The organism is Microbispora sp. H10949 (assembly GCF_014161435.1).
Taxonomy (GTDB): domain Bacteria; phylum Actinomycetota; class Actinomycetes; order Streptosporangiales; family Streptosporangiaceae; genus Microbispora; species Microbispora triticiradicis.
In genome coordinates, this window is sequence record NZ_JABBWZ010000007.1 from 450,833 (window position 1) to 474,132 (window position 23,300).

The following is a 23,300-nucleotide window of genomic DNA, read 5'->3' on the forward strand; positions in this document are numbered from 1 at the left end:
GTCATGCTCGTTCCGGCCCTTCCCCTGGCGGCCGCACCCGCCACCGACCCCAACCTCGCACTCGCTCTCAAGGTGCTGCCGGCCCTGGCCGTCATCCTGCTGGCCGCGGCGGTGTGCGGCCGGCTGGCCACCATGGTCATGCAGCCGCGCGTCGTCGGCGAGATGGTCGCCGGCGTCCTGCTCGGGCCGACGCTGTTCGGCGCGCTGTTCCCCGACGCCCAGGCGGCGTTGTTCTCCGCCGACGTCAGGCCGATCCTGTACGTGCTCAGCACCATCGGCCTGACGTTGTACATGTTCCTCGTCGGAGCCGGGATCGACCACGACGCCCGGGCGCCGGGCGAGCTGCGCAAGGCGAGCGTGCTCGCGGCGTCGGGAATCGGCTCCCCGATGGTCCTCGGCCTCGGCGCCGGGCTCCTCCTGTGGGACCGGCTCTCCCGCCCCGACGTCGGCCGGTGGGAGTTCGCCCTGTTCCTCGGGGGAGCGCTGTCGCTCACCGCGTTCCCCATGCTCGCGCGGATCCTGTACGAGCGCGGGCTGCAGAACACGCGTGTCGGCCGTCTCACCCTGCTGGCCGCCTCCATCGACGACGCCGTGGCGTGGTGCCTGCTCGCGGCTCTGTCGGCGGTGCATCTGGGCGGCGGCCCGTCCGACACGCTGCGCACGATCGGCCTGACGGCGGTGTTCGCGGCGGTGATGCTCCTGGTGGTCGCCCGGCTGCTGCGCCCCCTGGGCCGCCAGGTCGCCCGCACCGGGCGGTTCGGCGCCGGCGCCGTCTACGTGGTCGTCCTGGTGCCCCTCACCGCCGGGTACATCACCGACGCGATCGGCGTCTACTCGGTGTTCGGCGGCTTCATCGCCGGGCTGGCCATGCCGCGCGAGCCGGCGTTCCGCGCCGCCCTGCACGGCCGGATGATGGACGTCGTCTCGACCCTGCTGCTCCCCGTCTTCTTCGCGTTCTCGGGGCTGAACACCCATCTCGCAGGCATCGCCGGAGGCTCCGCGCTCCTGGCGTTCGCGCTGATCCTGGCCGCGGCCTTCTGCGGGAAGTACTTCGGCTGCTCCCTCGCGACGAGAGGGCTGGGCTTCGGCTGGCGCGAGTCCTGGGCCGTGGGCTCGATGATGAACGCCCGCGGGCTGATGATCCTCATCTTCATCAACATCGGCCTGGCCCAGGGCATGATCACGCAGGAGCTCTTCGCGATGCTCGTCCTCGTGGCCGTGCTCACCACGGCGAGCGCCCTGCCGCTGTACAAACTGGCGCTGCCGGAACGCATCGAGCGGGCGGAGGCGGCGGACGCGGAGAGCCTGGCCGGGCGCGAACGGGCGGCCGCCTGAGAAAACGGTTTCAGCTACTTTCACGTTCCGCTCGGGAGGCGGCCAGGGAAAATCCGGAGAAAACGCAGAACGGCGGGGGCGGGAGCCGGAGCGACGTCCCAAAGTCTGGATATTTCGCGATATTGGTGCCACGGTATTCCAGTGGCACGGATATCGGGGACATCCGAACCGCGCTCCCGTCGCCTGCTGCTCGTGGAGGACGACCGCGAGCTGGGAGACATGCTGGCCGACGTGTTCCGTGACCAGGGATACACGGTCGACCTGGCACTGGAGGGGCAGCGGGGCCTGCATCTGGGACTGAGCCGCGGCTACGACGTGATGATCATCGATCGCGGGCTCCCCGTGGTCGACGGGCTCGATCTGCTGAGACGGCTGCGCCGCCGGGCGGTCACCGTGCCGGTGCTGATGCTCACCGGCTTCGGCGCCGTCGCCGACCGGGTGACCGGGCTCGACGCCGGCGCCGAGGACTACCTGGTCAAGCCGTTCGAGATCGACGAACTGCTGGCCAGGGTCCGCGCCCTGCACCGCAGGAACCTCGACCAGGCCACGCTGCTGCCGCTCGGCGCCGGCTGGCTCGACTCCGGGTCCTGCACCGTACGGCTGCCGTCCGGCGAACAGGTGACGCTGTCCGGCCGGGAGTACTGGCTGCTCCACGCGCTGGCGGCCCGCCCCCGGCAGGTGCACACGCGCTCCTCGCTGCGGCAGCGGGTCTTCGACGGCGCCAGCACCGAGTCGATCGTCGACACCTACGTCTACTACCTGCGCAACAAGCTGGGCCCAGGCGTCGTACGCACCGTGCGCGGCGTCGGATACCGCCTGGGCGAGCTGTGACGCCCCGGCGGCCCTTCGACCCGGAGCGGCGCCTGCTGATCCGGGCCCGCCGCCGGATCACCCTGCAGATCGCGGGCGTCTTCTGCCTGGTGACGGCGGTGATGGGCGCGGTGGTCTACTGGGCGGTGGCGCACGGGCAGGACGTCGGCGCCCGTCGGGACCTCGCCGTCGCGGCGCAGGTGGCCCCGCTCGCCCAGCCCCCGCCCTGCGTCTGGCTGTTCGAACTGCGCGGCGGCACCATGCGGAGCTCCCCCGGGGCGCCGTCGATCCTGCCGATCCGCGCGACGCTGGACGCGGTCGCCGCCGACGGGAGGACGCGGACCGGCCTCGTGCGCCTCGCCGGGCGTGACCTGCTGGTCCACACCCAGCTCCGCGGCGACGTGCCGGTGCAGGCGGTGCAGGACCTGCGTTACCAGACCGCCGAGCGGCAGCGGCTGCTGCGGGTCCTCGGCGCCGCCGAGGTCGCGTCCCTGCTGGCGGCGCTGCTGATCGGCCAGGTGCTCGCCCGCCGGGCGATCGCGCCGCTGGGCGACGCCCTCGACCGGCAGCGCCGGTTCACCGCCGACGTCAGCCACGAGCTGCGCAGTCCGCTGGCCCGCCTGCACGTCCGCGCCCAGCTCGCCGCGCGGCGCCTGGGCCGGGAACCCGATCCCGGCCTCGTCGCGGGCGACCTGGACCGGCTGGTCACGGGTATCGGTCAGCTCGGCGAGGTGATCGAGGACCTGCTGCTGTCGAGCCAGCTCAGGCAGCACCGGCCGTCCGGGCCGGTCGATCTGGCCGCGCTGGCCGAGGAGTCGGCCGGGGCCGAGGCGGCCCGCGCCGGGCAGCGCGGGGTGACGATCGACGTGCGGCGGGGGCCGGGCGACCACGTTGTGCGCGGAGCGCAGTCCGCGCTCCGCCGGGTGATCTCCGCGCTCCTGGACAACGCGCTCCGGCACACCTCCACGGGCGGGCACATCTGGGTGACGATCTGCTCGGGGCCCGATCTGGTCCAGCTCAGCGTTCGGGACGACGGGGTGGGCCTGGATCCGCGCGACGGCGAGCGGTTGTTCGCCCGGCACACCGGCGCGCCCCACAGCGGAGGTCTCGGCATCGGCCTGGCTCTCGTGAGCGAGGTGGTGGACGCGCACGGCGGCACGATGAAGGTGGACGGGCTGCCGGGAGCCGGGGCCACCTTCACCATCAGCCTGCCCCGTACGGCGGCGGAACCGGTGCCGCGCGAGCCCCGGCTCCTGCTGCCGCAACAGGCGCGGAGCGCGACCTCCCTGCCCGCCGGGGACGGCCCCGCGGGCCGGTGACTCACTGGCCGCGGCGCAGCTTCCGGAGGAACGTCCAGAAGCCGGAACGGGAGGACGGCCGCCATCCGCCGGCGTTCGTCTCCTCCGGCGGCGGCTCCTGGGCGGCGGTCGCCGGACCGGGACGGGACACGGGCACGGCGTTGGGGTTGACCTCGAACCGCACGGGCAGGGAGCGCAGCGCGCGGATGAACGGGGAGGGCCGCCAGGGCAGCTGGTGGGGCGGGATCGCCGGCGTGAGCACCGAGAACCGGTCGAGCAGCCGGCGTACGGCGATCGTGCACATCTGGGTGGCGAGCCGCTGGCTTGGGCACCTGTGCGGGCCGGCGCCCCAGGCGAGATGGGCCCGGGTGCTGCGTACGGTGTTCCGGTTCAGGGCGGAGGCGAACAGGGGATCGGCGTGCGCGCCCGAGATGGACAGCATGACCGGGTCTCCGGCGGCGATCGTGAACCGCCCGAGCTTCACGCTCGCCCTGGCGTAGCGGAAGGTCAGGTTGGCCAGCGCGGGGTTGAGCAGGGCGACGCGGTTGACCAGCTCCTCGATCTGTCCCGACGACACCGACGTCCGCAGGTCCGGGTTGCCGACGGCCTCGAGGAGGACGTTGCAGATCAGGCTGCCGGTGAAGTCGAGGAAGCCGGACAGCATGAACAGCTCGCGAGCCACCTCCTCGGGGGTGAGCGCGGGATTGGCCGCGAACATGGCGGAGGGCAGGTCGTGGCCGGGCTGGTGGCGTTTGAGCGTCGCCAGTTCCAGGAGGGCGGCGTTCAGGCGCTGGTAGGCGCCGGCGGCGTCGGGACCGTCCAGCAGGCGCCACTGATCCATGATCATTTCTTCGCCGCGTTCGAGGGTGACGCCGAGGAGGTGGTTGGCGACCATGAGGGGCAGCGGCCGCCCGTACTGGGCCGCCAGGTCCGCCCAACCGGTGGGCGTGCCCTCCGTCATGACTTCGATGAGGTCGTCGCAGTACCTCGTCATGGCGCGTTCCAACTTTTGGGTGTGCTCTCCGCCGGGGTCCTGGAACTCCCGCAGGCCCGCGATCCACGCGCCCCGGAGGCCGCGGTGCCGGTCTCCGTCGTGGAAGCCCGAGTTGTCGGCCGACAGGAGGGGGACCAGCGGCCAGTCGGCGGGAATCCGGCCCTCGGCGAACGCCCGCCAGTTGCCGACGTGCTTACTCCAGAGCTCGTCCGGGTTCTGCATGATGTATCGCACTTCGTCGTACCCGAAGGCGAACCACACCGGCACACCGTGCAGCTCGATCGGGGCGACCGGGCCGTACGCGGCGCGCAGACGTTCGTGCACGCGTGCCGGGTTCGTTTCGTACTCCCTGGTCAGCAGGGATTCGAGGGGCAGTGAAGACAGGTCTTCCGCGGTCGGCGCCGGCCATATGTCGGGAGTCAAGGAATCGCCCGCCTTTCCAGTCGCCCGGACGGCGCCGATCGCGCGACGCCCGGGTATGGGCGGCGATCTTAGAGCGCCCGGCTCCGTCTGTCAGCGGCCCGGAGGCCCCACGCGCGGCACTGTTCCTATGTCGTGATCGAGCCTGACCGGCGTACGGAGAGCGACGGCGGGCCACGGGTGAACGCCCGGAGTTCGACTGAGTGGCCGCTCTTCGCCGGATTACGGGCAATGTGACGCACTTGTTCCCGATTCGTGACATGTGACCAGAATGAGGCGATAGTTCGTCTTCACTTCAGTCTCTTCACGCACTTCGTTCACTCGCGAAATCCACTGTGACCGCTCGAAGACCACGCCGTTTCTTTATCGGCGTCTTATCGAACGTGATGGAAGGACTGCACCAGATGCAGCCAGTGGCAGCGAGAAAGCTGCTGGGAGGCGTGCGGCGGCGAGGGCGTCTCGCCGTGGCCGCCGTGATCGCCACGGTCGCGACGCTGCTCGCCGGCGCCGTCGTGACCACGGCGCACGCCGACCCCGACCCCGCGAAAGCGGGCAGCGGACGTCCCAGCCCGGCGCCGACCGGTTCCCCCACCCCGCCGACGCTCAGCCCCGCCGGTGGTTCGTACCTCGAAGGCCTGGTCAAGGTCGCGGCGGTCCCGGCCGCGGCCGGTGACAGCGTGACCGGACTCGCCGTCGACGGCGACGCCCTGAACGCCACCCGTACGGTGGGCGTGTCCCGGCTCCGTTTCGACGTCGGCTCGAACTCGACGGAGGCGCGGTACCACAACTACGTGCTCGTCAACGGCGCGTACCGGACCGACATCGGCGATCTCGTGAACGAGCGGGCGACCATCGAGATCCCGAACGAACACCTCGTCAAGGGCGAGAACACCATCGAGATCTTCGCCGGGACCGTCCAGAGCTCGTGCGGCGTCAACTACGACGACTTCGTCCTGTCCGACGTGGGCCTCGAACTGCTCGGCGAGGTCGCGGACGGGGAGGACAACCCGTACACCCTGTCCTTCGGCGACGGCAACTGCGGCTCGAACACCGCGCTGCTCAAGCAGGCCGCGCTGAAGTTCTTCGTCAAGGGCGACCCGCAGGGGACGACCGGTCTGGCGGCGGACCTGGACACCACGACCCTGGCCAACGGCGAGCACGCGATCACCGCCACGACCGCGTCCGGGGCCACCGTCAAGAACGCCGTGACCGTGAACAACGCCCCGGCCGGGGCGCCCCGGCTGCTGCCCACGGACGGCACGCTGGTGTCGGGCACCACGCCGGTGTCCGCGACCGTGCCCGCCGCGGGCGCGGGCGGCGTCTCGTCCCTCACCGTCGACGGCGCCGAACCCGCCGCCAAGGCCACGCTGGGCAACGGCGCGGCGATGTTCGGCTTCGACGTGGGCGCGGACGGGATCGAGGACAAGTACGACGACTTCCTGCTCGTCAACGGCAAGCGCGTCGACCTGGGCGGTTCCTGGGCCGGCCGGCGCGTCACCGTCGCGGTCCCGGCCCGGTTCCTGGTGCCCGGAGACAACACGATCAAGGTCGTGACCGGCGACTGGAAGGCGTCCTGCGGCGTCGACCGCGACGACTTCGCCATCGCGAACCTCGACCTCGCCCTCGACGGCGCCACCGTGAAGGGTCACGACATCGAGCCGTCCTACGACATGGGCGACGGCACCTGCGGCAGCGGCCAGAGCGCCCTCCGGGAGGTCGAACTGCACTACACGATCGACGCGCCGGGTGTGCACGTCGTCCAGACGCTCGGCTCGGGAGAGGCGAAGCTCAGCTTCACCGTCGGCACCAACTCGATCGAGGCGCGCTACCAGAACTACGTGCTCGTCAACGGGCAGAAGGTCGTGCTCGACGGCGACTTCGTGAGCCGGCGTGTCGACTTCACCTTCCCCAACGAGTACCTCGTGCCCGGCTGGAACACGATCGACTTCGTGGCCGGCACCTTTCCGACGTCGTGCGGCGCCAACCGCGACGACTTCGCGATCTCGAACATCGCCCTCACCCCGGCGCGGGGCACGGCGAGCGGCCAGTTGCTCAAGAGCTCCTACAGCATGGGCGACGGCAACTGCGGCGACAACGTGAACCTGCTGACCGAGATCGACCTCGAGTTCCTCGTGGAAGCGCCCGCCGCCGGTCTGCGCGCGGACCTCGACACCACCGCGATCAAGGACGGCAGGCACGCGCTCGCCGCGATCTCGACCACGGGCGAGAAGGCCACCCGCACACTGGTCACCGACAACACGGCGCCCGAGGTCGCGACGAGCGTTCCCGCCGCGGGCAAGAAGATCACCGCCTCCGTCGTGCTGGACGTCACGCTGGAGGACGCCTCCGGTGTGGTGTCCGGGCCGGATGTCACGCTCGACGGCCGGCCGATCGCGCTGGGCACCCGGGTGGGCCCCGGTCTGCCGCCCGGCAGGCACACCCTCGCCGTGACCGGCGCCGACTCGCTCGGCAACACCGCCACCCGTGAGATCGCGTTCGAGTCCGCGGGCATCCCGGACGTGCCCGCCGAGCTCACCCCGGCGTCCGGGACCGCCGACGTGCCGGGCACCGTCACGCTCTCGGCGAAGGTGGCCGAGCCCGGCGGCGGCCGGGTCAGGGCGACGTTCTCCGAAGCCGACATCCTGACCCCGAACCAGGCCTACCAGGGCGTCGCCGACGCCGTCCCGACAACCTTGCAGGTGCCGGGTGAGAAGAAGGTCAAGGCCGCGGGCCTGGAGCCCGCCGACGGCGCCACGCTCGACGCGCCCGCCGGACGGAACCTCACCTACCAGCGGTACGACATCCAGGTGAAGGGCCACGTGGACACCCCGGTCCTGCGCTGGGAGGGCGTCATCGACCCCGAGCGCCTGGTGTCGCTGCGGGCCTGGAACACCGGGACCCGGGCGTGGGATCTGCTGACGAGCGCACGCGGCGCCGCCGAGGGCCGGACCACGCTCAGCGCCGTCGTCGGCGACGAGTACGTCGACGGCCAGCAGGTCCACGTGATGGTGACGGGTGAGGATCCGTTCACCGACGACATCGACCCGGGCGACCCGAACGGCTTCGCCGACCCCTCCACGTACGACTTCTCGATCGTCCACTTCACCGACACGCAGTACCTGTCGGAGGGCGCGGTGGAGCAGGAGACCGCCGAGGAACGCGCGGTGTGGGAGTCCGCGTACGCCGGGATCGTCAACTGGATCAAGGGCAACAGGGACCAGCGGAAGATCTCCTACGTCGCGCACACCGGCGACATCATCGAGAACAACATCCGCAAGCCCGCCGACGAGGCCACGCAGCGGCAGGTCACCGGCGAGCTGGAGGTGTCGTCCAAGCAGCAGAAGGTGCTGGACGACGCGGGCATCCCCAACGGCGTGATCGCCGGCAACCACGACAACCAGTCGGGCACCGAGAACGGGCCGGAGGCGATCTACAACAAGTACTACGGCCCCGGCCGCTACCAGACGGCGGCGCAGGGCTGGCAGCACGCGGAGTACGGCGGGCCGTGGAAGGAGGGCGACAACCAGAACCACTACGACCTGTTCTCCGCGGGCGGGCTGGACTTCGTCGTGGTCGGCCTGTCGTACGGCGTCACGCGGGAGGAGGCCGAGTGGGCCGACTCCGTCTTCAAGCGGTTCCCCGGCCGCAACGGCATCCTGCTCTCGCACGACTACCTCGTGCCGAGCACCAACCCCGACGGACGCGGCGCGGGATTCTCGGCGCCCGACGGCTCGATGCTCTACAAGACCGTGGTCGAGAAGAACCCGAACGTCTTCCTCATCCTCGCCGGGCACGAGCACGGCGTGGGGACGAACGTGAAGCCGAAGGTGGGCCAGGTCGGCAACGGCGTCGTCGAGCTGCTGGCCGACTACCAGTTCTACACGGTCTCGGCCGACCGCCTCGGGCTCACGCAGGTCGGCGGGTACAACCCGGACGACCAGCTCCAGTTCGGCGCGAGCTTCTTCCGGCTGCTGCAGTTCGACGTAAAGCGGGCGGAGCTGACCGTGGACACCTACTCGCCGCTGCTGAACGACTTCGGCGCGGGCGAGTTCGACCCGCTGCGCCGTTACGACGGGCGCGAGGACAACATGGTGCTCCCGGTCGACCTCACCACCCGTACGACGAGCTTCACCACCGACTCGCTGGCGATCTACAAGCCCACCCGGGTCATCGGCACGAGCACGGTCGCGTCGGGTCAGGTCGCCTCGGTGACCTGGGACCGCCTCAAGGGCGACACGGCGTACGCCTGGTTCGTCACCGCACGCTCCACCGGCGGCGGCGTGACCGCCTCCGAGCCGAGCGTCCTCGTCACGAAGGACGAGCACGGCCGCCCCGGTAAGTGGGGACCGGACTCGCCCCTCTACCACTGGTTCCAGCACGAGAAGAGCTGAGTAATCCGTGACCGCCGCCCCGGGCACCGCCTCACGGCGGAGCGCCCGGGGCGGCCTTTCCCCCTTCAACCGCTCGAATCCTGGAGAACGAGACATGTCCCGCAGGCGCCGGCTCTCCGCCGCCGTCCTCGCTTTCGCCTTTTTCCTCGGCGGCCTGCTCGGCGGCCTGATGGTGTCCGCCGCCCCGGCGTCGGCGCACGACGTGACCACGAAGGCGCACGCCACGGTGACCGGAACGGGCGCGGACGTCAGAGTCGTGCTCGACCTGGAGTACGACCTCCTCATGAAGTCGGCCTGGCTGTACGCCGAGGCGTACGACGCGAAGGAACGGGCCGAGCAACTCCGCCAGCTCAGGAAGAACCACGCCGCGGTGGCCGACTACGTCACGCGCCGATTCGCCGTGGCGTACGGCGACGCGCCGTGCACACCCACCTCCGTGGGCGACGCGGACGTGCGCGACCGCGACGGGGTGGCCTTCGCGGTGGTGACCCTCGCCTACCGCTGCGCGGGTGACGGCGGGGGCGGGCACACCGTCTCCAGCGCGCTCTTCCCCGACGCCGAGACCTTCGTGCACAGCACGCAGACGATCGTCCGGTACACGCTCGACGGCACGACCGGCTCCGCGGTGCTGACCGCGGGGAATCCGACGCTGCGCGTCGGCGAGCACCGGGCCTCGCACCAGGCCGGGGAGTTCTTCCTGCTCGGCGCCGAGCATCTGCTGTCCGGCCTCGACCACGTCTTCTTCCTGTTCGCCCTGATCATCGGCGCCCGCCGCCCGCGCGACGTCGTCGTCGCGGCCTCCGCCTTCACGGCCGCCCACAGCATCACGTTCCTCATGGCGGCGCTCGGGATCGTGGACGTGCCCGCGGAGATCGTCGAGCCGGTCATCGCGGTGTCGATCATCGTCGTGGCCGTCGCCAACCTCCTGGGCCGCGACGAGGACAGACTGGGCGGATGGCGGCTGCCGATCGTCTTCGCCTTCGGCCTGGTGCACGGACTGGGCTTCGCGAGCGCGCTGGACATCGAGGAGAAGGGATCGTGGGGGCTGCTCCTGTCGCTGCTCTGCTTCAACGCCGGGATCGAGGCGACCCAGCTCCTGATCATCGCCGTGCTCTTCCCGGTGCTGGCGCTGCTGCGCCGCACCTCCGCCGCTCGCTGGGTGACGGCCGCCATGTCGGTCCCCATCGTGGCGGTGAGCCTCTACTGGTGCGTCGACCGGATCGCGCCGCAGCTCTGAACGAGCCTCGCAGGTGCGAGACATAGGCGACCAATAAGGTCGATATTGCAACCCTACCGAGGCTTCGTGATCCGCAACTGCGGCGTAGGGTGTCGTCTGTGACGATGTTCCGGATCAGCGAAGCCGCCGCGGTGCTCGGCGTGAGCGCCGACACCGTACGGCGTCTCGTCGACGGCGGCCGGCTGCCCGCGCACCGCGACGAGCACGACCACCGCGTCATCGCCGGCACCGACCTCGCGGCGTTCGCGAGGGCGCAGACCGAGGAGGACGAGCGCACCGGGGTCTCCTCGGCGCGCAACCGCCTGCGCGGGATCGTGACCGAGGTGATCAGAGACTCCGTGATGGCCCAGGTGGAGATCGCCGCCGGGCCGTTCCGGGTGGTCTCCCTGATGAGCCGGCGGGCGGCCGACGAACTCGGGCTGGAGCCGGGGGTGATGGCGGTGGCCGTCGTCAAGTCCACCAACGTCGTCGTCGAGATCCCGGACAACGCGCGCGTCGCGAGTCACTAGAAGGAGCCGGTCGTGCTCAAGCGTCTCTCCCTGGCCGCCGTCCTCGCCTCGGTGTCCTGCCTGGCGGCGTGCGGCTCCTCCACCGGCCCGGCGGCCCCCGCTGCGTCAGGGGAAGGCAGGTCGCTCACCGTGTTCGCCGCGGCGTCCCTGACCGGGACGTTCACCGAGCTGGGCAGGCGGTTCGAGAGCGCGCACGCCGGCACGAAGGTCACCTTCAACTTCGGCTCCAGCGCGACGCTGGCCCAGCAGATCACCCAGGGCGCCCCGGCCGACGTCTTCGCCGCCGCCAGCCCGGCCACCATGAAGACGGTCACCGACGCGGGGCCGACCGCCTCCGCGCCTGCGGTGTTCGCCAGGAACACGCTCCAGATCGCGGTCCCCGCGGGTAACCCGGCGAAGGTCGAGTCGCTCAAGGACCTGACCGACCCGAAGGTCAAGGTCGCCCTGTGCGCCGAGCAGGTGCCCTGCGGCGCCGCGGCGGTCAGGGCGCTGGACGCGGCCGGCCTCAAGGTCACCCCCGTCACCCTGGAGCAGGACGTCAAGGCGACGCTCACCAAGGTCGAGCTCGGCGAGGTCGACGCGGCGCTCGTCTACCGCACCGACGTGATCGCGTCCGCCGGGAAGGTCACGGGCATCGACTTCCCCGAAGCCGCCCAGGCGGTCAACGACTATCCGATCGCGGCGCTCGGCACCGCGCCCGCGTCCGATCTGGCCAAGGGGTTCGTCGATCTCGTGCTGTCGCGGCAGGGCAGGGACGTGCTGACCAAGGCCGGTTTCCAGGCGCCGTGACCGGGCCCGTACGAGCGCGGGGGCGCATGCCGTGGGCGCTGCTCGTGCCCGCGCTCGCGGGGCTGGCCTTCCTGGTGCTGCCGCTGGCCGGGCTCCTGGTGCGCGCTCCGTGGCCGGCCCTGCCCCAGCGGCTGGCCGAACCGCGGGTGATCGAGGCCCTGCGGCTGTCCCTGGTGACCGCGACCATCGCGACCGTGATCTGCCTGCTGCTCGGCGTGCCGCTGGCCTGGCTGCTCGCCCGTACGGACCTGCCGGGCAGGCGGCTGCTGCGCGCGCTGGTCACCGTGCCGCTCGTCCTGCCGCCGGTCGTCGGCGGCGTCGCGCTGCTGCTGGTGCTCGGCAGGCGCGGCCTCGCCGGGCGCTGGCTGTACGACGCCTTCGGCGTCTCCCTGCCCTTCACCACCACGGGGGTCGTCCTCGCGGAGGCGTTCGTGGCGATGCCGTTCCTCGTCATCGCCGTGGAGGGGGCGCTGCGCGCCGCCGACCAGCGGTACGAGGAGGCCGCCGCCACCCTCGGCGCCTCACGCTGGACGGTCTTCCGCCGGGTGACCCTGCCCATGATCGCCCCCGGCGTCATGGCCGGAGCCGTCCTGTGCTGGGCCCGGGCGCTCGGCGAGTTCGGCGCGACCATCACCTTCGCCGGGAACTTCCCTGGCCGTACGCAGACCATGCCGCTGGCCGTCTATCTCGCCCTGGAGACCGATCCGGACGCCGCCATCGTGCTCAGCCTGGTGCTGCTCGCGGTCTCGGTGATCGTGCTGGCCGCGCTGCGCGACCGCTGGGTGGGATCGGCATGAGTCTGCGGGCCCACCTGGTCGTCGAACGCCCCGCCTTCCGCCTCGACGCCGAACTCGACGTGCCGGACGGTGAGGTGGTGGCCCTGCTCGGTCCCAACGGCGCGGGCAAGACCACCGCGCTGCGCGGGCTCGCCGGGCTCACGCCGCTGAGCGGCGGGCACATCGTGCTGGACGGCGCCGAGGTGCACCACCTGCCGCCGGAACACCGCCGGATCGGCGTCGTCTTCCAGGACTACCTGCTGTTCCCGCACCTGACGGCCCTGGACAACGTCGCCTTCGGGCCGCGGTGCCAGGGCGTCGGGAGGGCCGCCGCCCGCCGGATCGCCGCCGGGCTGCTGGAGCGCGTCGGCCTGGCCGACTTCGCCGGCGTCCGCCCCGGGCGCCTGTCCGGGGGCCAGGCGCAGCGGGTCGCCCTCGCCCGCGCCCTTGCCGTACGGCCCCGCCTGTTGCTGCTGGACGAGCCGCTGGCGGCGCTCGACGCGCACACCCGGCTGGAGATCCGGTCGGAGCTGCGCCGTCACCTGGCCGGTTTCGACGGCGCGACGATCCTGGTCACCCACGACCCGCTCGACGCGATGGTCCTGGCGGACCGGCTCGTGGTCGTCGAGAACGGCGCCGTCGTGCAGACCGGCGTCCCCGCCGAGATCGCCCGCCGTCCGCGTACGGACTACGTGGCCCGCCTCGTCGGCCTCAACCTCTACCGCGGCGAGGCCGACGGGACCCACGTCATCGTGGGCGACGTCCGCCTGAGCAGCGCCGAACGCCTGAAGGGCCCGGCCTTCGTCGCCTTTCCGCCGTCCGCCGTCGCCCTCTACCGGACCCGCCCCGACGGCAGCCCCCGGAACCTGTGGAAGGCCGTGATCGACGGCATCGAGCGGCACGGCGACAACGTCCGCGTCCACCTCGACGGCCCGATCCCGCTCGCCGCCGACGTCACGCCGTCCGCCGCGGCCGACCTGGACCTCGTCCCCGGCCAGGAGGTCTGGGCCGCCGTCAAGGCCACGGAGACGCACGCCTACCCGGCATGAGGCCCGGTTCAGCCGGTGGGACGGGGGACCTGGGCGAACGTGGAGACGCTCACCGTGACCGTGTCACCTCGTCACGAGTGGTCTCGTCCGAGTTCGCGTCGGTACGCGTCGAGGACGAGGCCGTGGAAGTGATGGACCGCGTGCTCCGACAACCCGGACCCGTCGGGGTCGAAGACGATCTTCCCCTGGGTGAACGCGGGGGTGCGCATCCCGCGCTGGACGCTCTCCACCAGGGCGATGTCCTCCGCCTGGAGAACCTCGTCGATGTACCGGATGCTGTCCCGCTCGGCCTCGTTCGGCTCCGCGGTCTCCAGGTAGAAGTCCCAGATCTCGCGCGTGCGGTCCGGGCCGTCGGGGATGATCTGCAGGACCATGAAGTTCCCGCGGCCGGGGTAGCGCAGCAGGCAGGTGTTGGGCCACAGCCACCAGACCGCGTGCTCGGTGACCGTCGCGTCCGACACGTCGTACGCGGAGTTCTCCGTCTTGCCGGCCTGGGCCATGTGGCTGGAGTAGATCCCGTAGGTGGTGACCTTGTAGGTGCTCATGTCCACCAGGGACACGAAGTCCTTGTGGGCCACGTGGCAGTGGTAGCACTCCAGGAAGTTGTCGACGACGTTCTTCCAGTTGGAGGCGATGTCGTAGGTGAGCCGGCGGGCGAGGGTCAGCTTGGCCACATCCGGCGCCCACGTCTCGATCTCCGCTTCGAGGTTCCCGGCCTGTTCCGCCAGAGGGGCCGCCTCGGGGTCGAGGTTGACGTAGACCATGCCGCCGAACTCGGTGATCCCGACCTGGTCCAGGCACACGGCGGAGGCGTCGAAGCCCGGCATGCCGCCGGTGTTGCGCGCCCGTCTCAGCCGGCCGGTCAGGTCGAAGTTCCAGGCGTGGTACGGGCACACGATGCTGCGCCGGACGCCGGAGCCGGACAGCAACTCGTGCGCCCGGTGTTTGCACACGTTGTAGAACGCCCGCAGCGTGCCGGCCTCGTCCCGTACGGCGACGATCGGCATGCCCGCCACCGTGCCGGTCACGTAGCTGCCGGGCTCCCGCAGCTTCTCCACGTGGCACAGCCACTGCCAGGTGCGAGCGAAGATCGCCCGCTGGTCGACGTCGAACCACTTCGGATCCGTGTACGCGTCGGCGTGCAACGACATCGACAGTGCCGGGTCAGGGTCGTACCCGGCGGAGATGTGCTCGATCGCCGGAGTCGAGTGCGGTGTCACCGTACCTCCGATGCATGACACCAGATGCACGAGGGCCTGAGCGGCTGTCCCGTGAGACGGCACAGAAAGCCTGTGTCGACCGGATCGAGATTAAGATCCTTTTCGTCGGGTTTCAAGGCTTTTGTGTGATGCGGGCGAGTGCGGCGAGGGAGAACCGGACGCCGCCGAGAAGGGGCGGACGACCCGCGGCTGCGCCGGTGCCGGCACGACGCGACGAAGGCGAGCGTCCTGGACGTTCGTCTCTGCGGTCGTGAACCTCCTCATCGGTGACTGTCCGGGAGGGCGGCTCCAGGGACGTGGTGTCTGTCCCCCGGACCGCCCCGCGCCGGCCGCCGGGTGACGGACCCGGTTCGGCTGTTAGCGCTCACACGCTTTCCCTGTCGCGGTTCCTTCTCTGTCAGACGGTGGTGGTGGCAGATCGGAGCCAATACGAGACGAAGAGGAGGCGTCAAGGACGGGCGCCGCTCGCCTGCGGGAGGGTGGCAGGCGGGTGTGCGCCTCATCAGGCGTTATCAGCGGGCGCCGCCCGTGACGGCGAGAGCGTCGCTCTGAAACTTTCTTGCGGGGCTTGACACATTTCGGAGTGGTTTCCAAACTGTGTCCCGAGGCGGCTTCCTCCTGCCCTGTGGTGGTGAGCGGTGAGGACCGCCCTTCGCGACGCCCCAGTGGTGTGCGTTCCCTGATCACGGGACGCGGCGTCGATCGCGTGGGTGAGACCCCCGTTGTCCGCTTTTCCCGTGATTCAGTCTGGAGCACTCCCTCATGGGCAGCAAAGCCTTAATTCCGTCGCGGCCTTCCAGAAGCCCGCGGGTTCTGATGGCCGCGGCCGTCGGCGTACTCGGCGTGGTCGCCGCGGTGGCGGTGTCGACCACGCCGGCGGGTGCGGCGGCGAGTACGCTCGGCGCGGCCGCCGCGCAGAGCGGGCGGTACTTCGGCACCGCCATCGCCGCGGGCCGGCTCGGCGACTCGAACTACACCACGATCGCGAACCGCGAGTTCAACATGGTGACGCCCGAGAACGAGATGAAGCCGGACGCCACCGAGCCCAACCGGGGCCAGTTCAACTTCTCCAGCGGCGACCGGGTCTACAACTGGGCCGTGCAGAACGGCAAGCGGGTGCGTGGCCACACGCTGGCCTGGTACGCCCAGCAGCCGGGCTGGATGCAGCAGTTGTCGGGCAGCAGCCTGCGGCAGGCGATGATCGACCACATCAACGGCGTGATGGCCCACTACAAGGGCAAGATCTACGCCTGGGACGTCGTCAACGAGGCGTTCGCCGACGGCAACTCCGGTGGCCGGCGTGACTCCAACCTGCAGCGCACCGGCAACGACTGGATCGAGGTGGCCTTCCGCACCGCGCGGAACGCCGACCCGGCCGCCAAGCTCTGCTACAACGACTACAACATCGAGAACTGGACCTGGGCCAAGACGCAGGGCGTCTACAACATGGTCAAGGACTTCAAGTCGCGGGGCGTGCCGATCGACTGCGTCGGCTTCCAGTCGCACTTCAACAGCGGCAGCCCGTACAACAGCAACTTCCGCACCACGCTGCAGAACTTCGCCGCGCTGGGCGTGGACGTGCAGATCACCGAGCTGGACATCCAGGGCGCCTCGCCCACGACCTACGCGGCCGTGACCAACGACTGCCTCGCCGTGCCCCGCTGCAACGGCATCACCACGTGGGGCGTGCGCGACCAGGACTCCTGGCGGTCCGGTGACACCCCGCTGCTGTTCAGCGGCAACAACAAGAAGCCCGCCTACGACGCGGTCCTCAACGCCCTGAACTCCGGTCCCACCATCTCGCCCACCCCGCCGGTCAGCCCCAGCGCGAGTCCTTCGCAGAGCCCCAGCGCGAGCCCGTCGGCCTCGCCGTCGACGTCCCCGGTTCCCGGCGGATGCTCGGCGACGATCAAGACGATCAACAGCTGGGGCGGCGGGTTCCAGTCCGAGGTGACGGTGCAGGCGGGCAGCTCGGCGGTCAACGGCTGGACCGTGAAGTGGACCTGGCCCGGCGGCCAGACCATCAGCAGCCTCTGGAACGGCCGGCAGAGCACGTCCGGTTCCTCGGTGACCGTCCGCAACGAGACCTACAACGGCTCCATCACCGCCGGCGGCTCCACCACCTTCGGCTTCACCGCCAACGGCACGGCGGCCACCCCGACCGCTACCTGCACCAGCCCCTGACGGCGGCTATTAATGATCACAAGGAGAATTCGAATGCATCTGCCCTGGCGAGCGCGGTCATCGCGCCTCTCCGCCGGCACGACCGCCTCGCGCCGCGGTCTCGCGATCGGCGCCGTCACGGCCCTGCTGGGCGGCGGAGCCGGCCTGCTGGCCACCCAGCCCGCCCAGGCCGCCGTGGCCTGCCGGGTCGACTACGTCATCAGTTCGAGCTGGCCGGGCGGCTTCAACGCCAGCGTCACCATCAACAACCTCGGTGACGCGATCAACGGCTGGCGGCTGACCTGGTCCTTCGACGCCGGCCAGCAGATCACCCAGATGTGGAACGCCACCAACAGCCAGTCCGGGTCGTCGGTGACCGCCACCAACGTGTCCTACAACGGCTCCATTCCCTCGGGCGGCAACACCAACTTCGGGTTCAACGGCTCGTACAACGGCAGCAACCCGGTGCCCGCCTCGTTCTCCCTGAACGGTGTGGCCTGCACCGGCAACCCGGGCACGCCCAGCGCCACTCCCAGCTCCACCCCGACGCAGTCGCCCAGCTCGACGCCGTCCCAGTCGCCGTCCCAGTCGCCGTCCGCGTCGCCGTCTCCGTCTCCGTCTCCGTCGGTGACGCCGACCGGCACGTGCCCGCTTCCGTCGTCGTACCGCTGGACCTCGACGGGCGCGCTGGCGCAGCCGAAGTCCGGGTGGGTCTCGCTGAAGGACTTCACCAACGTCGTCTACAACGGCAAGCACCTGGTCTACGCCACCACGCACGACAACGGGTCGAGCTGGGGTTCGATGGGCTTCAGCACGTTCACCAACTGGTCGGACATGGCCTCGGCCACCCAGACCAAGATGAACTCGGGCACGGTCGCGCCCACGCTGTTCTACTTCGCGCCCAAGAACGTCTGGGTGCTGGCCTACCAGTGGGGCGGGACGGCGTTCTCCTACCGGACCTCCAGCGACCCGACCAACCCCAACGGCTGGTCGGCGCAGCAGACGCTGTCCACCGCGAGCATCTCCGGCTCGGGCACCGGCCCGATCGACCAGACGCTCATCGGCGACGGCCAGAACATGTACCTGTTCTTCGCCGGGGACAACGGCAAGATCTACCGGCAGAGCATGCCGATCGGGAACTTCCCGGGCAGCTTCGGCTCGAACTACACGCAGATCATGAGCGACTCGACCAACAACCTGTTCGAGGCGGTCGAGGTCTACAAGCTGCAGAACCAGAACAAGTACCTCATGCTCGTCGAGGCGATCGGCTCGCGGGGCCGGTACTTCCGTTCGTTCACGGCCGACAGCCTGAGCGGGTCGTGGACGCCGAACGCCGCGACCGAGAGCAACCCGTTCGCCGGCAAGGCCAACAGCGGTGCCACCTGGACCAACGACATCAGCCACGGTGACCTGGTCCGCAACAACCCCGACCAGACCAAGACGGTCGACCCCTGCAACCTGCAGCTGCTCTACCAGGGCCGCAGCCCCAGCTCCGACGGCGTCGACTACGGTCTCCTGCCCTACCGCCCGGGCCTGCTGACCCTGCAGCGCTAAGGCATGACACAGGTTCCACCCGGACGTCCTGACGGCTGAACGCCGGGACCGGGTGGACCCGAGACAGGCGGGCTCGGCACGACGCCGAGCCCGCCTCAGTCTGTTCCGGCCCGGATCGAGCGCGTCCGGCCCGCCTGCCTCGCTCGGCGGCGGGCGAGTCAGTCGTCGAACTCGAAACCGTCCGCCTCGGCGGCCGCCACGAGCCGCCGCACGCGATCGGCGTCCGTCGCGACGGCCGCCATCAGGACGCCGAGTTCCTCCAGCGCGCCACGGTCTTTTCCGTACGCGCAGAACATGCCGCCTTCGGGGTCGTACGAGAACCGGCCCTCCAGTGCGGACGCCTCGGTGCCGACGAGCACCTGCGCGACGCCTTCCCAGAAGTATCCGTTCGGCTCATGGCCGAGATCTTCGATCACGCCGTCGACCCGCGTGGTTCCCGCGTCCAGCAACAGCGAGTACTCGCCCGGGGTCGGTTCGATCAGTCTCAGTGGATGCACCGGCGCATGCTGCCACTGTCGTTCTCGAGCCGCAAGCCTTGGCCCAGGCCCGGCCGGCGCCGCCCCGAGGGCGTCTGGGAGCCTCGCGCCGGGGTCACTCCGCGTAGGGCTGGTCCTGTCCCTGGGCGCTGTAGCCGAGGCTCCAGATGTAGCCGTCCGGGTCGGCGAAGGTGCCGCCGTACCCGCCCCACGGCAGCGCGCCGGCGGGCTTGAGGATCGTGGCGCCGGCCTTCTCGGCCTCTGCCATGATCTCGTCGACCCGGGCCTCACTGCGGACGACGTAGGTGAGGACGAGCCCGCCGAAGCCGCTGCCGTCCCGGCTCGTTCCCACCATGTCGGCCAGGCCGTCGCGGCCGTAGAAGCCGACCGGCGAAGCTCCGTCCGACTCGAAGAACACCGAGACGCCGTAGTCGTTCTTGATCTTCCAGCCGAGACCCTCGGTGTAGAACCGCTTGGCCTGGTCCATGTCACGGACACCGAGGAGGATCGAGCTGACGTGTGCCTTCATGCCTTTGCTCCTTCGCGCTTCAGGGGTCGTGCTCATGAAGCTCACGCTACGAGCGGCTCCCGGTCCGGCGCTTCTCGATTCGTGACCGATGTCAGCGGGCGACGGAGGTTGCTTTTGGTCACGGATGTACTCTTCGGCAACCGGTAACAGCAACATGACCTGGTCACCTTCGGGTGACGGAGCAGGCGGGAACCATGTCACACCAGACCGAGGCGGACAGGGTGCTGCGTTCGCTGGGCAGGGCGTGCCTCGAACACGACCCGGACGTGCTCCGATCCGTGCTGGACCGGGTCGGTGACAAGTGGAGCCTGATCCTCATCGGGCTGCTCGACAAGGGGCCGATGCGCTTCACCGAGCTGCTGCGGACGGCGCCCGGCATCTCCCGCCGCATGCTGACGCTGACCTTGCGCGGCCTGGAGCGTGACGGGCTCGTCAAGCGCCTGATCTATCCGGAGATTCCGCCCCGGGTCGAGTACGAGGTCACCCCGTTCGGACGCACCCTGTCCGAGCCCGTCCTGGCGCTCACCCGGTGGGCGGCCGACAACCAGGACGCGATCCGCGCCAACCGCCGCGCCTTCGACCAGGCGGCCGGCCTCGATATCGACGATCTCGACTGAGACCTCGTCGGTCCACTTCATGTGACCACGGTTCAATTGAAGTTACCGATCGCCGCCGTGTACCCAGGTATGCGGAGTCGCTGAGGCGGCCTGTTCCAGGCCGTCGGCGCACGTACGGGAGTTGATCGGTATGTCTGGCACCATGACCGTCGGTAGGTCCGAACACCCACGCTTCGAGCTGGGGCTCAACTCGTTCGGGGAGGTGGCGACGGACGGCGGGCGCGTGCTCGACGACGCCGAGACCGTACGCCTGCTCGTGGAGGAGGCCCGGCTGGCCGAGGCGGTGGGGCTGGACGTCTTCAGCGTGGGAGAGCATTACCGGGAGGGACACAACGACTCCGCGACCCCGGTGCTGCTCGCCGCGATCGCCACGGCCACCCGGCGAATCGGGCTCGGCACCTCCGTGACCGTGTTGAGCACGAACGACCCGGTCCGGCTGTACCAGGAGTTCTCCACTCTCGACGCGGTGTCCGGCGGCCGGGCCCGGATCGTGCTGGGCCGTGCCTCCGCGACGGAGTCGTTCCCGCTGTTCGGCTACGACCTGGCCGACTACGAGCGGCTGTTCGAGGAGAAACTCGACCTCTTCCTGCGGCTCGAACGCGAGGAGCGGGTGACCTGGTCCGGGACGGTGCGTCCGCCGCTCACCGGGCAGCGACTGCATCCCCGGATGCGGCCGGGCGGCATCCCCACCTGGATCGGCGTCGGCGGCAGCCCGGATTCCGTGGTGCGCGCGGCCCGTCACGGCCTGCCGCTCATGATGGCCGTCATCGGCGGACGGCCCCAGCGCTTCGCCAGGAACGTCCAGTTGTACCTCACAGCGCTCCAGCGCTTCGGTCGTCCCGCGCTGCCGATCGGCCAGCACTCGCTCGGCCTCGTCGCCGACACCGACGAGGAGGCCGTCGAGACGTGGTGGCGGTACTGGCGGCCCGTCGTCGAGGATCTCGCCGCCGAGCGCGGCTTCTACGCACCCGATCGGGAGCGGTACGAAGCCGAGGTCGAGGACGGCGCGCTCTTCGTGGGATCGCCTGAGACGGTCGCCCGCAAGATCGTCAGGGTGGCCCGCGATCTCCGCCTGAGCCGTTTCGATCTCAAGTACGACATCATGCACCTTCCTCGCGACGCCCGTGCTCGCACGATCGAGCTGCTGGGCCGAGAGGTCGCCCCGCGCGTACGCGAGCTGCTCGCAGCCGGCACGGTCCACGCGTGACCCATCGGCGACTTGGAGCGACCATGAAACCAGGCGATGTCCGTACCATCGGCATCCTCGGCGCGGGCAAGCTCGGCACCGTCCTGGCCCGCCTCGCCGTGGCGGCCGGCTACCGCGTCCTGATAGCGGGCTCCGGGGAGGCCGCACGGATCTCCCTCACCGTCGAGGTCGTCACGCCCGGCGCGGCCGCGGTGACCGCGGTGGAGGCCGCGTCCGAGGCGGATGCCGTGGTGCTGGCTCTGCCACTCGGCAGGCATCGCGACGTCCCCGCCGAAGCGCTGCGGGGCAGGCTGGTGCTCGACGCGATGAACTACTGGCAGGACGTGGACGGGGTCCGGGACGACCTCACCGACCCGCACACGTCCTCCAGCGAGATCGTCCAGGCGTTCCTGCCGCACGCGCGGGTCGTCAAGGCCTTCAACCACATGGGCTACCACGACCTGGAGGAGAGCGCCCGTCCCGCCGGCGCTCCCGGCCGCCGCGCGATCGCCGTCGCCGGCGACGATCCGGAGGATGTCGAGGTCGTCGCCTCGATCGTGGACGCGCTCGGCTTCGACCCCGTGATCGCCGGCCCGCTCGCCGAGGGCGTCCGCACGGAGCCGGGCACGGAGCCGTTCGGCGCGAACATCCACGCGGCCGGACTGCGTGCCATGCTCGATCGTTTCCCCGAGTCGCGGCGCGGCCGCGAGGTGCTCCGCGCGCGCGGCGGAGTGACGTCGTCGCCCTGCCCGACGCCCTGATTCCTCAGAGGCGGGATGCGAGCCGTCGCAGGATCCGGGCGGCGGGTTCGGGAGTGGCGTGGTGGTGGCCGGTGCCGGCCCACAGGTTGATCCGCTCCGGATCCCGGGCGGCTGCCGCGGCCCGGCGCATGGGGCCGGTCAGGTGGTGCAGCGCGGGATAGCCGAAGGGCGCGAGATCGCCGTAGCGGTCGGTGAAGCGGTTGCGCAGGGCCCGTGCCGGCCTGCCGGTGAAGGCTCTGGTGACCACTGTTCCCCGGTCCGCCGCGCCCGCCAGCGCGTCCTTGTGGGGGAGCGACGTCCCGGACTCGTCGGCAAGCAGCAGAACGGTGCCGACCATGGCCGCCGCGGCGCCGGCCCCCAGCGCCTGGACCACGTCGGCGGGGGTGGCCAGCCCGCCCGCGCCGATGAGGGGCAGGGACACGCGGTTTGCCACCTCGCCCAGCAGCCGGGGGAGCGGCACGTCGGCTGGGCTCCGCCGGGGCGTGAACGTGCCCGAGTGACCGCCCGCGGCCGAGGCCTGCACGACCAGCATGTCGGCCCCGGCCTCCGCGGCCTGAAGCGCCTCCGCGGGTGAGGTGACGGTCTGGAGGACGAGCGTCCCGGCGGCGCGCAGTGCCCTGACGACCGCCGGGTGCGGAACGGCGAAGGTGAAGCTGACCACCGGAACCGGTCGGGACAGCAACAGCTCGATCTTGTCGGACCAGTGGTCGTCGTCCTCGACGGCCTCCGCGGCGAGGAGGTCGAGGCCGTACGCCTGGCCTTCGGGGGCGATCGTGCGGGCGTAGCGCCGGAACTCCGCCGGATCGACCGGCAGCGGGTTGGGTGCGAAGAGGTTCACCCCGAACGGGACCCCACCGGCGCGTACCTGGTCGATCTGCTCGCCCAGCGCGCCGGCGTCCTTGTACCCGCCGGCCAGGAAGCCCATGCCGCCCGCGCGCGCCGCTGCGACGACCAGGGCGGGCGTGCCCGGGCCGCCGGCCATCGGCGCGGCCAGGACGGGAGCGCTCACCCCGAGGGCGGTCAGTGCCTCGCTCATGCCGGCCCCTTCTCTGGTCCCGCCTCCGCGCAGATCACCAAGGTACGGCTCTCCCCGCCCCGAACCGAGTATCGACAGTGAGAACCCACGTGACCTGGTTAGACGGGGATAAGGCCTTTATCCAGGTCATGCATAGCTTTCATCGGTTCA

Annotated in this window: 19 protein-coding genes; 14 read left to right on the forward strand and 5 right to left on the reverse strand. The window is 70.7% G+C overall.

Going from position 1 to position 23,300, the window contains the following annotated elements; translation table 11 throughout:
• Positions 1-3: 3 nt before the first annotated feature.
• From HHX40_RS21375 to HHX40_RS21385, 3 genes are all read left to right on the forward strand, one after another.
• On the forward strand, positions 4-1,335 hold the full coding sequence (locus tag HHX40_RS21375; RefSeq protein WP_182872967.1) for a cation:proton antiporter: 1,332 nt from the start codon (positions 4-6) through the stop codon (positions 1,333-1,335).
• A 141-nt stretch (positions 1,336-1,476) separates the two neighbouring features.
• Complete coding sequence (locus HHX40_RS21380) at positions 1,477-2,166, forward strand: response regulator transcription factor (protein WP_220499373.1); 690 nt, start codon at positions 1,477-1,479, stop codon at positions 2,164-2,166.
• Positions 2,163-3,464 carry a sensor histidine kinase gene (locus tag HHX40_RS21385; RefSeq protein WP_220499374.1) on the forward strand — a complete coding sequence of 434 codons (1,302 nt, stop codon included), beginning with the start codon at positions 2,163-2,165 and terminating at the stop codon, positions 3,462-3,464. The genes HHX40_RS21380 and HHX40_RS21385 overlap by 4 nt, the downstream gene beginning before the upstream one ends.
• A gap of 1 nt (position 3,465) precedes the next feature.
• On the opposite strand, the gene HHX40_RS37810 is transcribed toward HHX40_RS21385, so the two are convergent.
• Positions 3,466-4,761 (reverse strand): cytochrome P450, encoded by a 1,296-nt coding sequence (locus HHX40_RS37810; RefSeq protein ID WP_220499375.1) that lies wholly within the window; start codon positions 4,759-4,761, stop codon positions 3,466-3,468.
• A gap of 500 nt (positions 4,762-5,261) precedes the next feature.
• On the opposite strand from HHX40_RS37810, the gene HHX40_RS21395 reads away from it, so the two are divergent.
• The 6 genes from HHX40_RS21395 to HHX40_RS21420 all read left to right on the forward strand — a co-directional run bounded on the left by HHX40_RS21395 (position 5,262) and on the right by HHX40_RS21420 (position 13,608).
• Complete coding sequence (locus HHX40_RS21395; RefSeq protein WP_182881988.1) at positions 5,262-9,248, forward strand: metallophosphoesterase; 3,987 nt, start codon at positions 5,262-5,264, stop codon at positions 9,246-9,248.
• A 94-nt stretch (positions 9,249-9,342) separates the two neighbouring features.
• Positions 9,343-10,485 (forward strand): HupE/UreJ family protein, encoded by a 1,143-nt coding sequence (locus HHX40_RS21400; protein WP_182881989.1) that lies wholly within the window; start codon positions 9,343-9,345, stop codon positions 10,483-10,485.
• Between the two features lie 98 nt (positions 10,486-10,583).
• Positions 10,584-10,994 (forward strand): TOBE domain-containing protein, encoded by a 411-nt coding sequence (locus HHX40_RS21405; protein WP_111700393.1) that lies wholly within the window; start codon positions 10,584-10,586, stop codon positions 10,992-10,994.
• Positions 10,995-11,006: 12 nt separating this feature from the next.
• A complete protein-coding gene (gene modA / locus HHX40_RS21410) occupies positions 11,007-11,783 on the forward strand; it encodes a molybdate ABC transporter substrate-binding protein (protein ID WP_182881990.1) in 777 nt (258 codons plus the stop codon).
• 26 nt (positions 11,784-11,809) lie between these two features.
• Entirely contained in the window at positions 11,810-12,580 is a 771-nt protein-coding gene (gene modB, locus HHX40_RS21415; RefSeq protein WP_182881991.1) for a molybdate ABC transporter permease subunit, read from the forward strand.
• A complete protein-coding gene (locus HHX40_RS21420) occupies positions 12,577-13,608 on the forward strand; it encodes an ABC transporter ATP-binding protein (protein ID WP_182881992.1) in 1,032 nt (343 codons plus the stop codon). The genes modB and HHX40_RS21420 overlap by 4 nt, the downstream gene beginning before the upstream one ends.
• Positions 13,609-13,679: 71 nt before the next feature.
• Here the strand turns inward: HHX40_RS21420 and HHX40_RS21425 are convergent, their stop codons facing one another.
• A complete protein-coding gene (locus HHX40_RS21425) occupies positions 13,680-14,828 on the reverse strand; it encodes a ring-hydroxylating oxygenase subunit alpha (protein WP_310738219.1) in 1,149 nt (382 codons plus the stop codon).
• Positions 14,829-15,644: 816 nt separating this feature from the next.
• On the opposite strand from HHX40_RS21425, the gene HHX40_RS21430 reads away from it, so the two are divergent.
• Positions 15,645-17,012 carry an endo-1,4-beta-xylanase gene (locus tag HHX40_RS21430; protein ID WP_220499376.1) on the forward strand — a complete coding sequence of 456 codons (1,368 nt, stop codon included), beginning with the start codon at positions 15,645-15,647 and terminating at the stop codon, positions 17,010-17,012.
• A gap of 33 nt (positions 17,013-17,045) precedes the next feature.
• Positions 17,046-18,545, forward strand: coding sequence for a non-reducing end alpha-L-arabinofuranosidase family hydrolase (locus HHX40_RS21435; protein WP_182881994.1), 1,500 nt, complete (start codon positions 17,046-17,048; stop codon positions 18,543-18,545).
• A 158-nt stretch (positions 18,546-18,703) separates the two neighbouring features.
• Here HHX40_RS21435 and HHX40_RS21440 read toward each other — a convergent pair whose 3' ends face one another.
• Both HHX40_RS21440 and HHX40_RS21445 read right to left on the reverse strand, forming a co-directional pair.
• A complete protein-coding gene (locus HHX40_RS21440) occupies positions 18,704-19,042 on the reverse strand; it encodes an Imm51 family immunity protein (protein ID WP_182881995.1) in 339 nt (112 codons plus the stop codon).
• Positions 19,043-19,136: 94 nt separating this feature from the next.
• Complete coding sequence (locus tag HHX40_RS21445) at positions 19,137-19,550, reverse strand: VOC family protein (protein WP_182872958.1); 414 nt, start codon at positions 19,548-19,550, stop codon at positions 19,137-19,139.
• A gap of 194 nt (positions 19,551-19,744) precedes the next feature.
• Here HHX40_RS21445 and HHX40_RS21450 point away from each other — a divergent pair, with 194 nt between their 5' ends.
• From HHX40_RS21450 to HHX40_RS21460, 3 genes are all read left to right on the forward strand, one after another.
• On the forward strand, positions 19,745-20,167 hold the full coding sequence (locus HHX40_RS21450; RefSeq protein ID WP_182881996.1) for a winged helix-turn-helix transcriptional regulator: 423 nt from the start codon (positions 19,745-19,747) through the stop codon (positions 20,165-20,167).
• Between the two features lie 142 nt (positions 20,168-20,309).
• On the forward strand, positions 20,310-21,374 hold the full coding sequence (locus tag HHX40_RS21455) for an LLM class flavin-dependent oxidoreductase (RefSeq protein WP_182881997.1): 1,065 nt from the start codon (positions 20,310-20,312) through the stop codon (positions 21,372-21,374).
• A gap of 23 nt (positions 21,375-21,397) precedes the next feature.
• Positions 21,398-22,114 (forward strand): NADPH-dependent F420 reductase, encoded by a 717-nt coding sequence (locus HHX40_RS21460; RefSeq protein ID WP_182881998.1) that lies wholly within the window; start codon positions 21,398-21,400, stop codon positions 22,112-22,114.
• Between the two features lie 4 nt (positions 22,115-22,118).
• Here HHX40_RS21460 and HHX40_RS21465 read toward each other — a convergent pair whose 3' ends face one another.
• Entirely contained in the window at positions 22,119-23,150 is a 1,032-nt protein-coding gene (locus HHX40_RS21465) for a nitronate monooxygenase (protein ID WP_182881999.1), read from the reverse strand.
• Between the last annotated feature and the right edge of the window lie 150 nt (positions 23,151-23,300).

Bases quoted from the DNA above. Each gene is read 5' to 3' on its own strand.
- HHX40_RS21455 (WP_182881997.1), top strand. From the start codon at position 20,310: ATGACCGTCGGTAGGTCCGAACACCCACGCTTCGAGCTGGGGCTCAAC.
- HHX40_RS21430 (WP_220499376.1), top strand. From the start codon at position 15,645: ATGGCCGCGGCCGTCGGCGTACTCGGCGTGGTCGCCGCGGTGGCGGTG.
- HHX40_RS21435 (WP_182881994.1), top strand. From the start codon at position 17,046: ATGCATCTGCCCTGGCGAGCGCGGTCATCGCGCCTCTCCGCCGGCACG.
- HHX40_RS21420 (WP_182881992.1), top strand. From the start codon at position 12,577: ATGAGTCTGCGGGCCCACCTGGTCGTCGAACGCCCCGCCTTCCGCCTC.
- HHX40_RS21465 (WP_182881999.1), bottom strand. From the start codon at position 23,150: ATGAGCGAGGCACTGACCGCCCTCGGGGTGAGCGCTCCCGTCCTGGCC.
- HHX40_RS21400 (WP_182881989.1), top strand. From the start codon at position 9,343: ATGTCCCGCAGGCGCCGGCTCTCCGCCGCCGTCCTCGCTTTCGCCTTT.
- HHX40_RS21445 (WP_182872958.1), bottom strand. From the start codon at position 19,550: ATGAAGGCACACGTCAGCTCGATCCTCCTCGGTGTCCGTGACATGGAC.
- HHX40_RS21460 (WP_182881998.1), top strand. From the start codon at position 21,398: ATGAAACCAGGCGATGTCCGTACCATCGGCATCCTCGGCGCGGGCAAG.
- HHX40_RS21450 (WP_182881996.1), top strand. From the start codon at position 19,745: ATGTCACACCAGACCGAGGCGGACAGGGTGCTGCGTTCGCTGGGCAGG.
- HHX40_RS21395 (WP_182881988.1), top strand. From the start codon at position 5,262: ATGCAGCCAGTGGCAGCGAGAAAGCTGCTGGGAGGCGTGCGGCGGCGA.
- modB (WP_182881991.1), top strand. From the start codon at position 11,810: ATGCCGTGGGCGCTGCTCGTGCCCGCGCTCGCGGGGCTGGCCTTCCTG.
- HHX40_RS21375 (WP_182872967.1), top strand. From the start codon at position 4: ATGCTCGTTCCGGCCCTTCCCCTGGCGGCCGCACCCGCCACCGACCCC.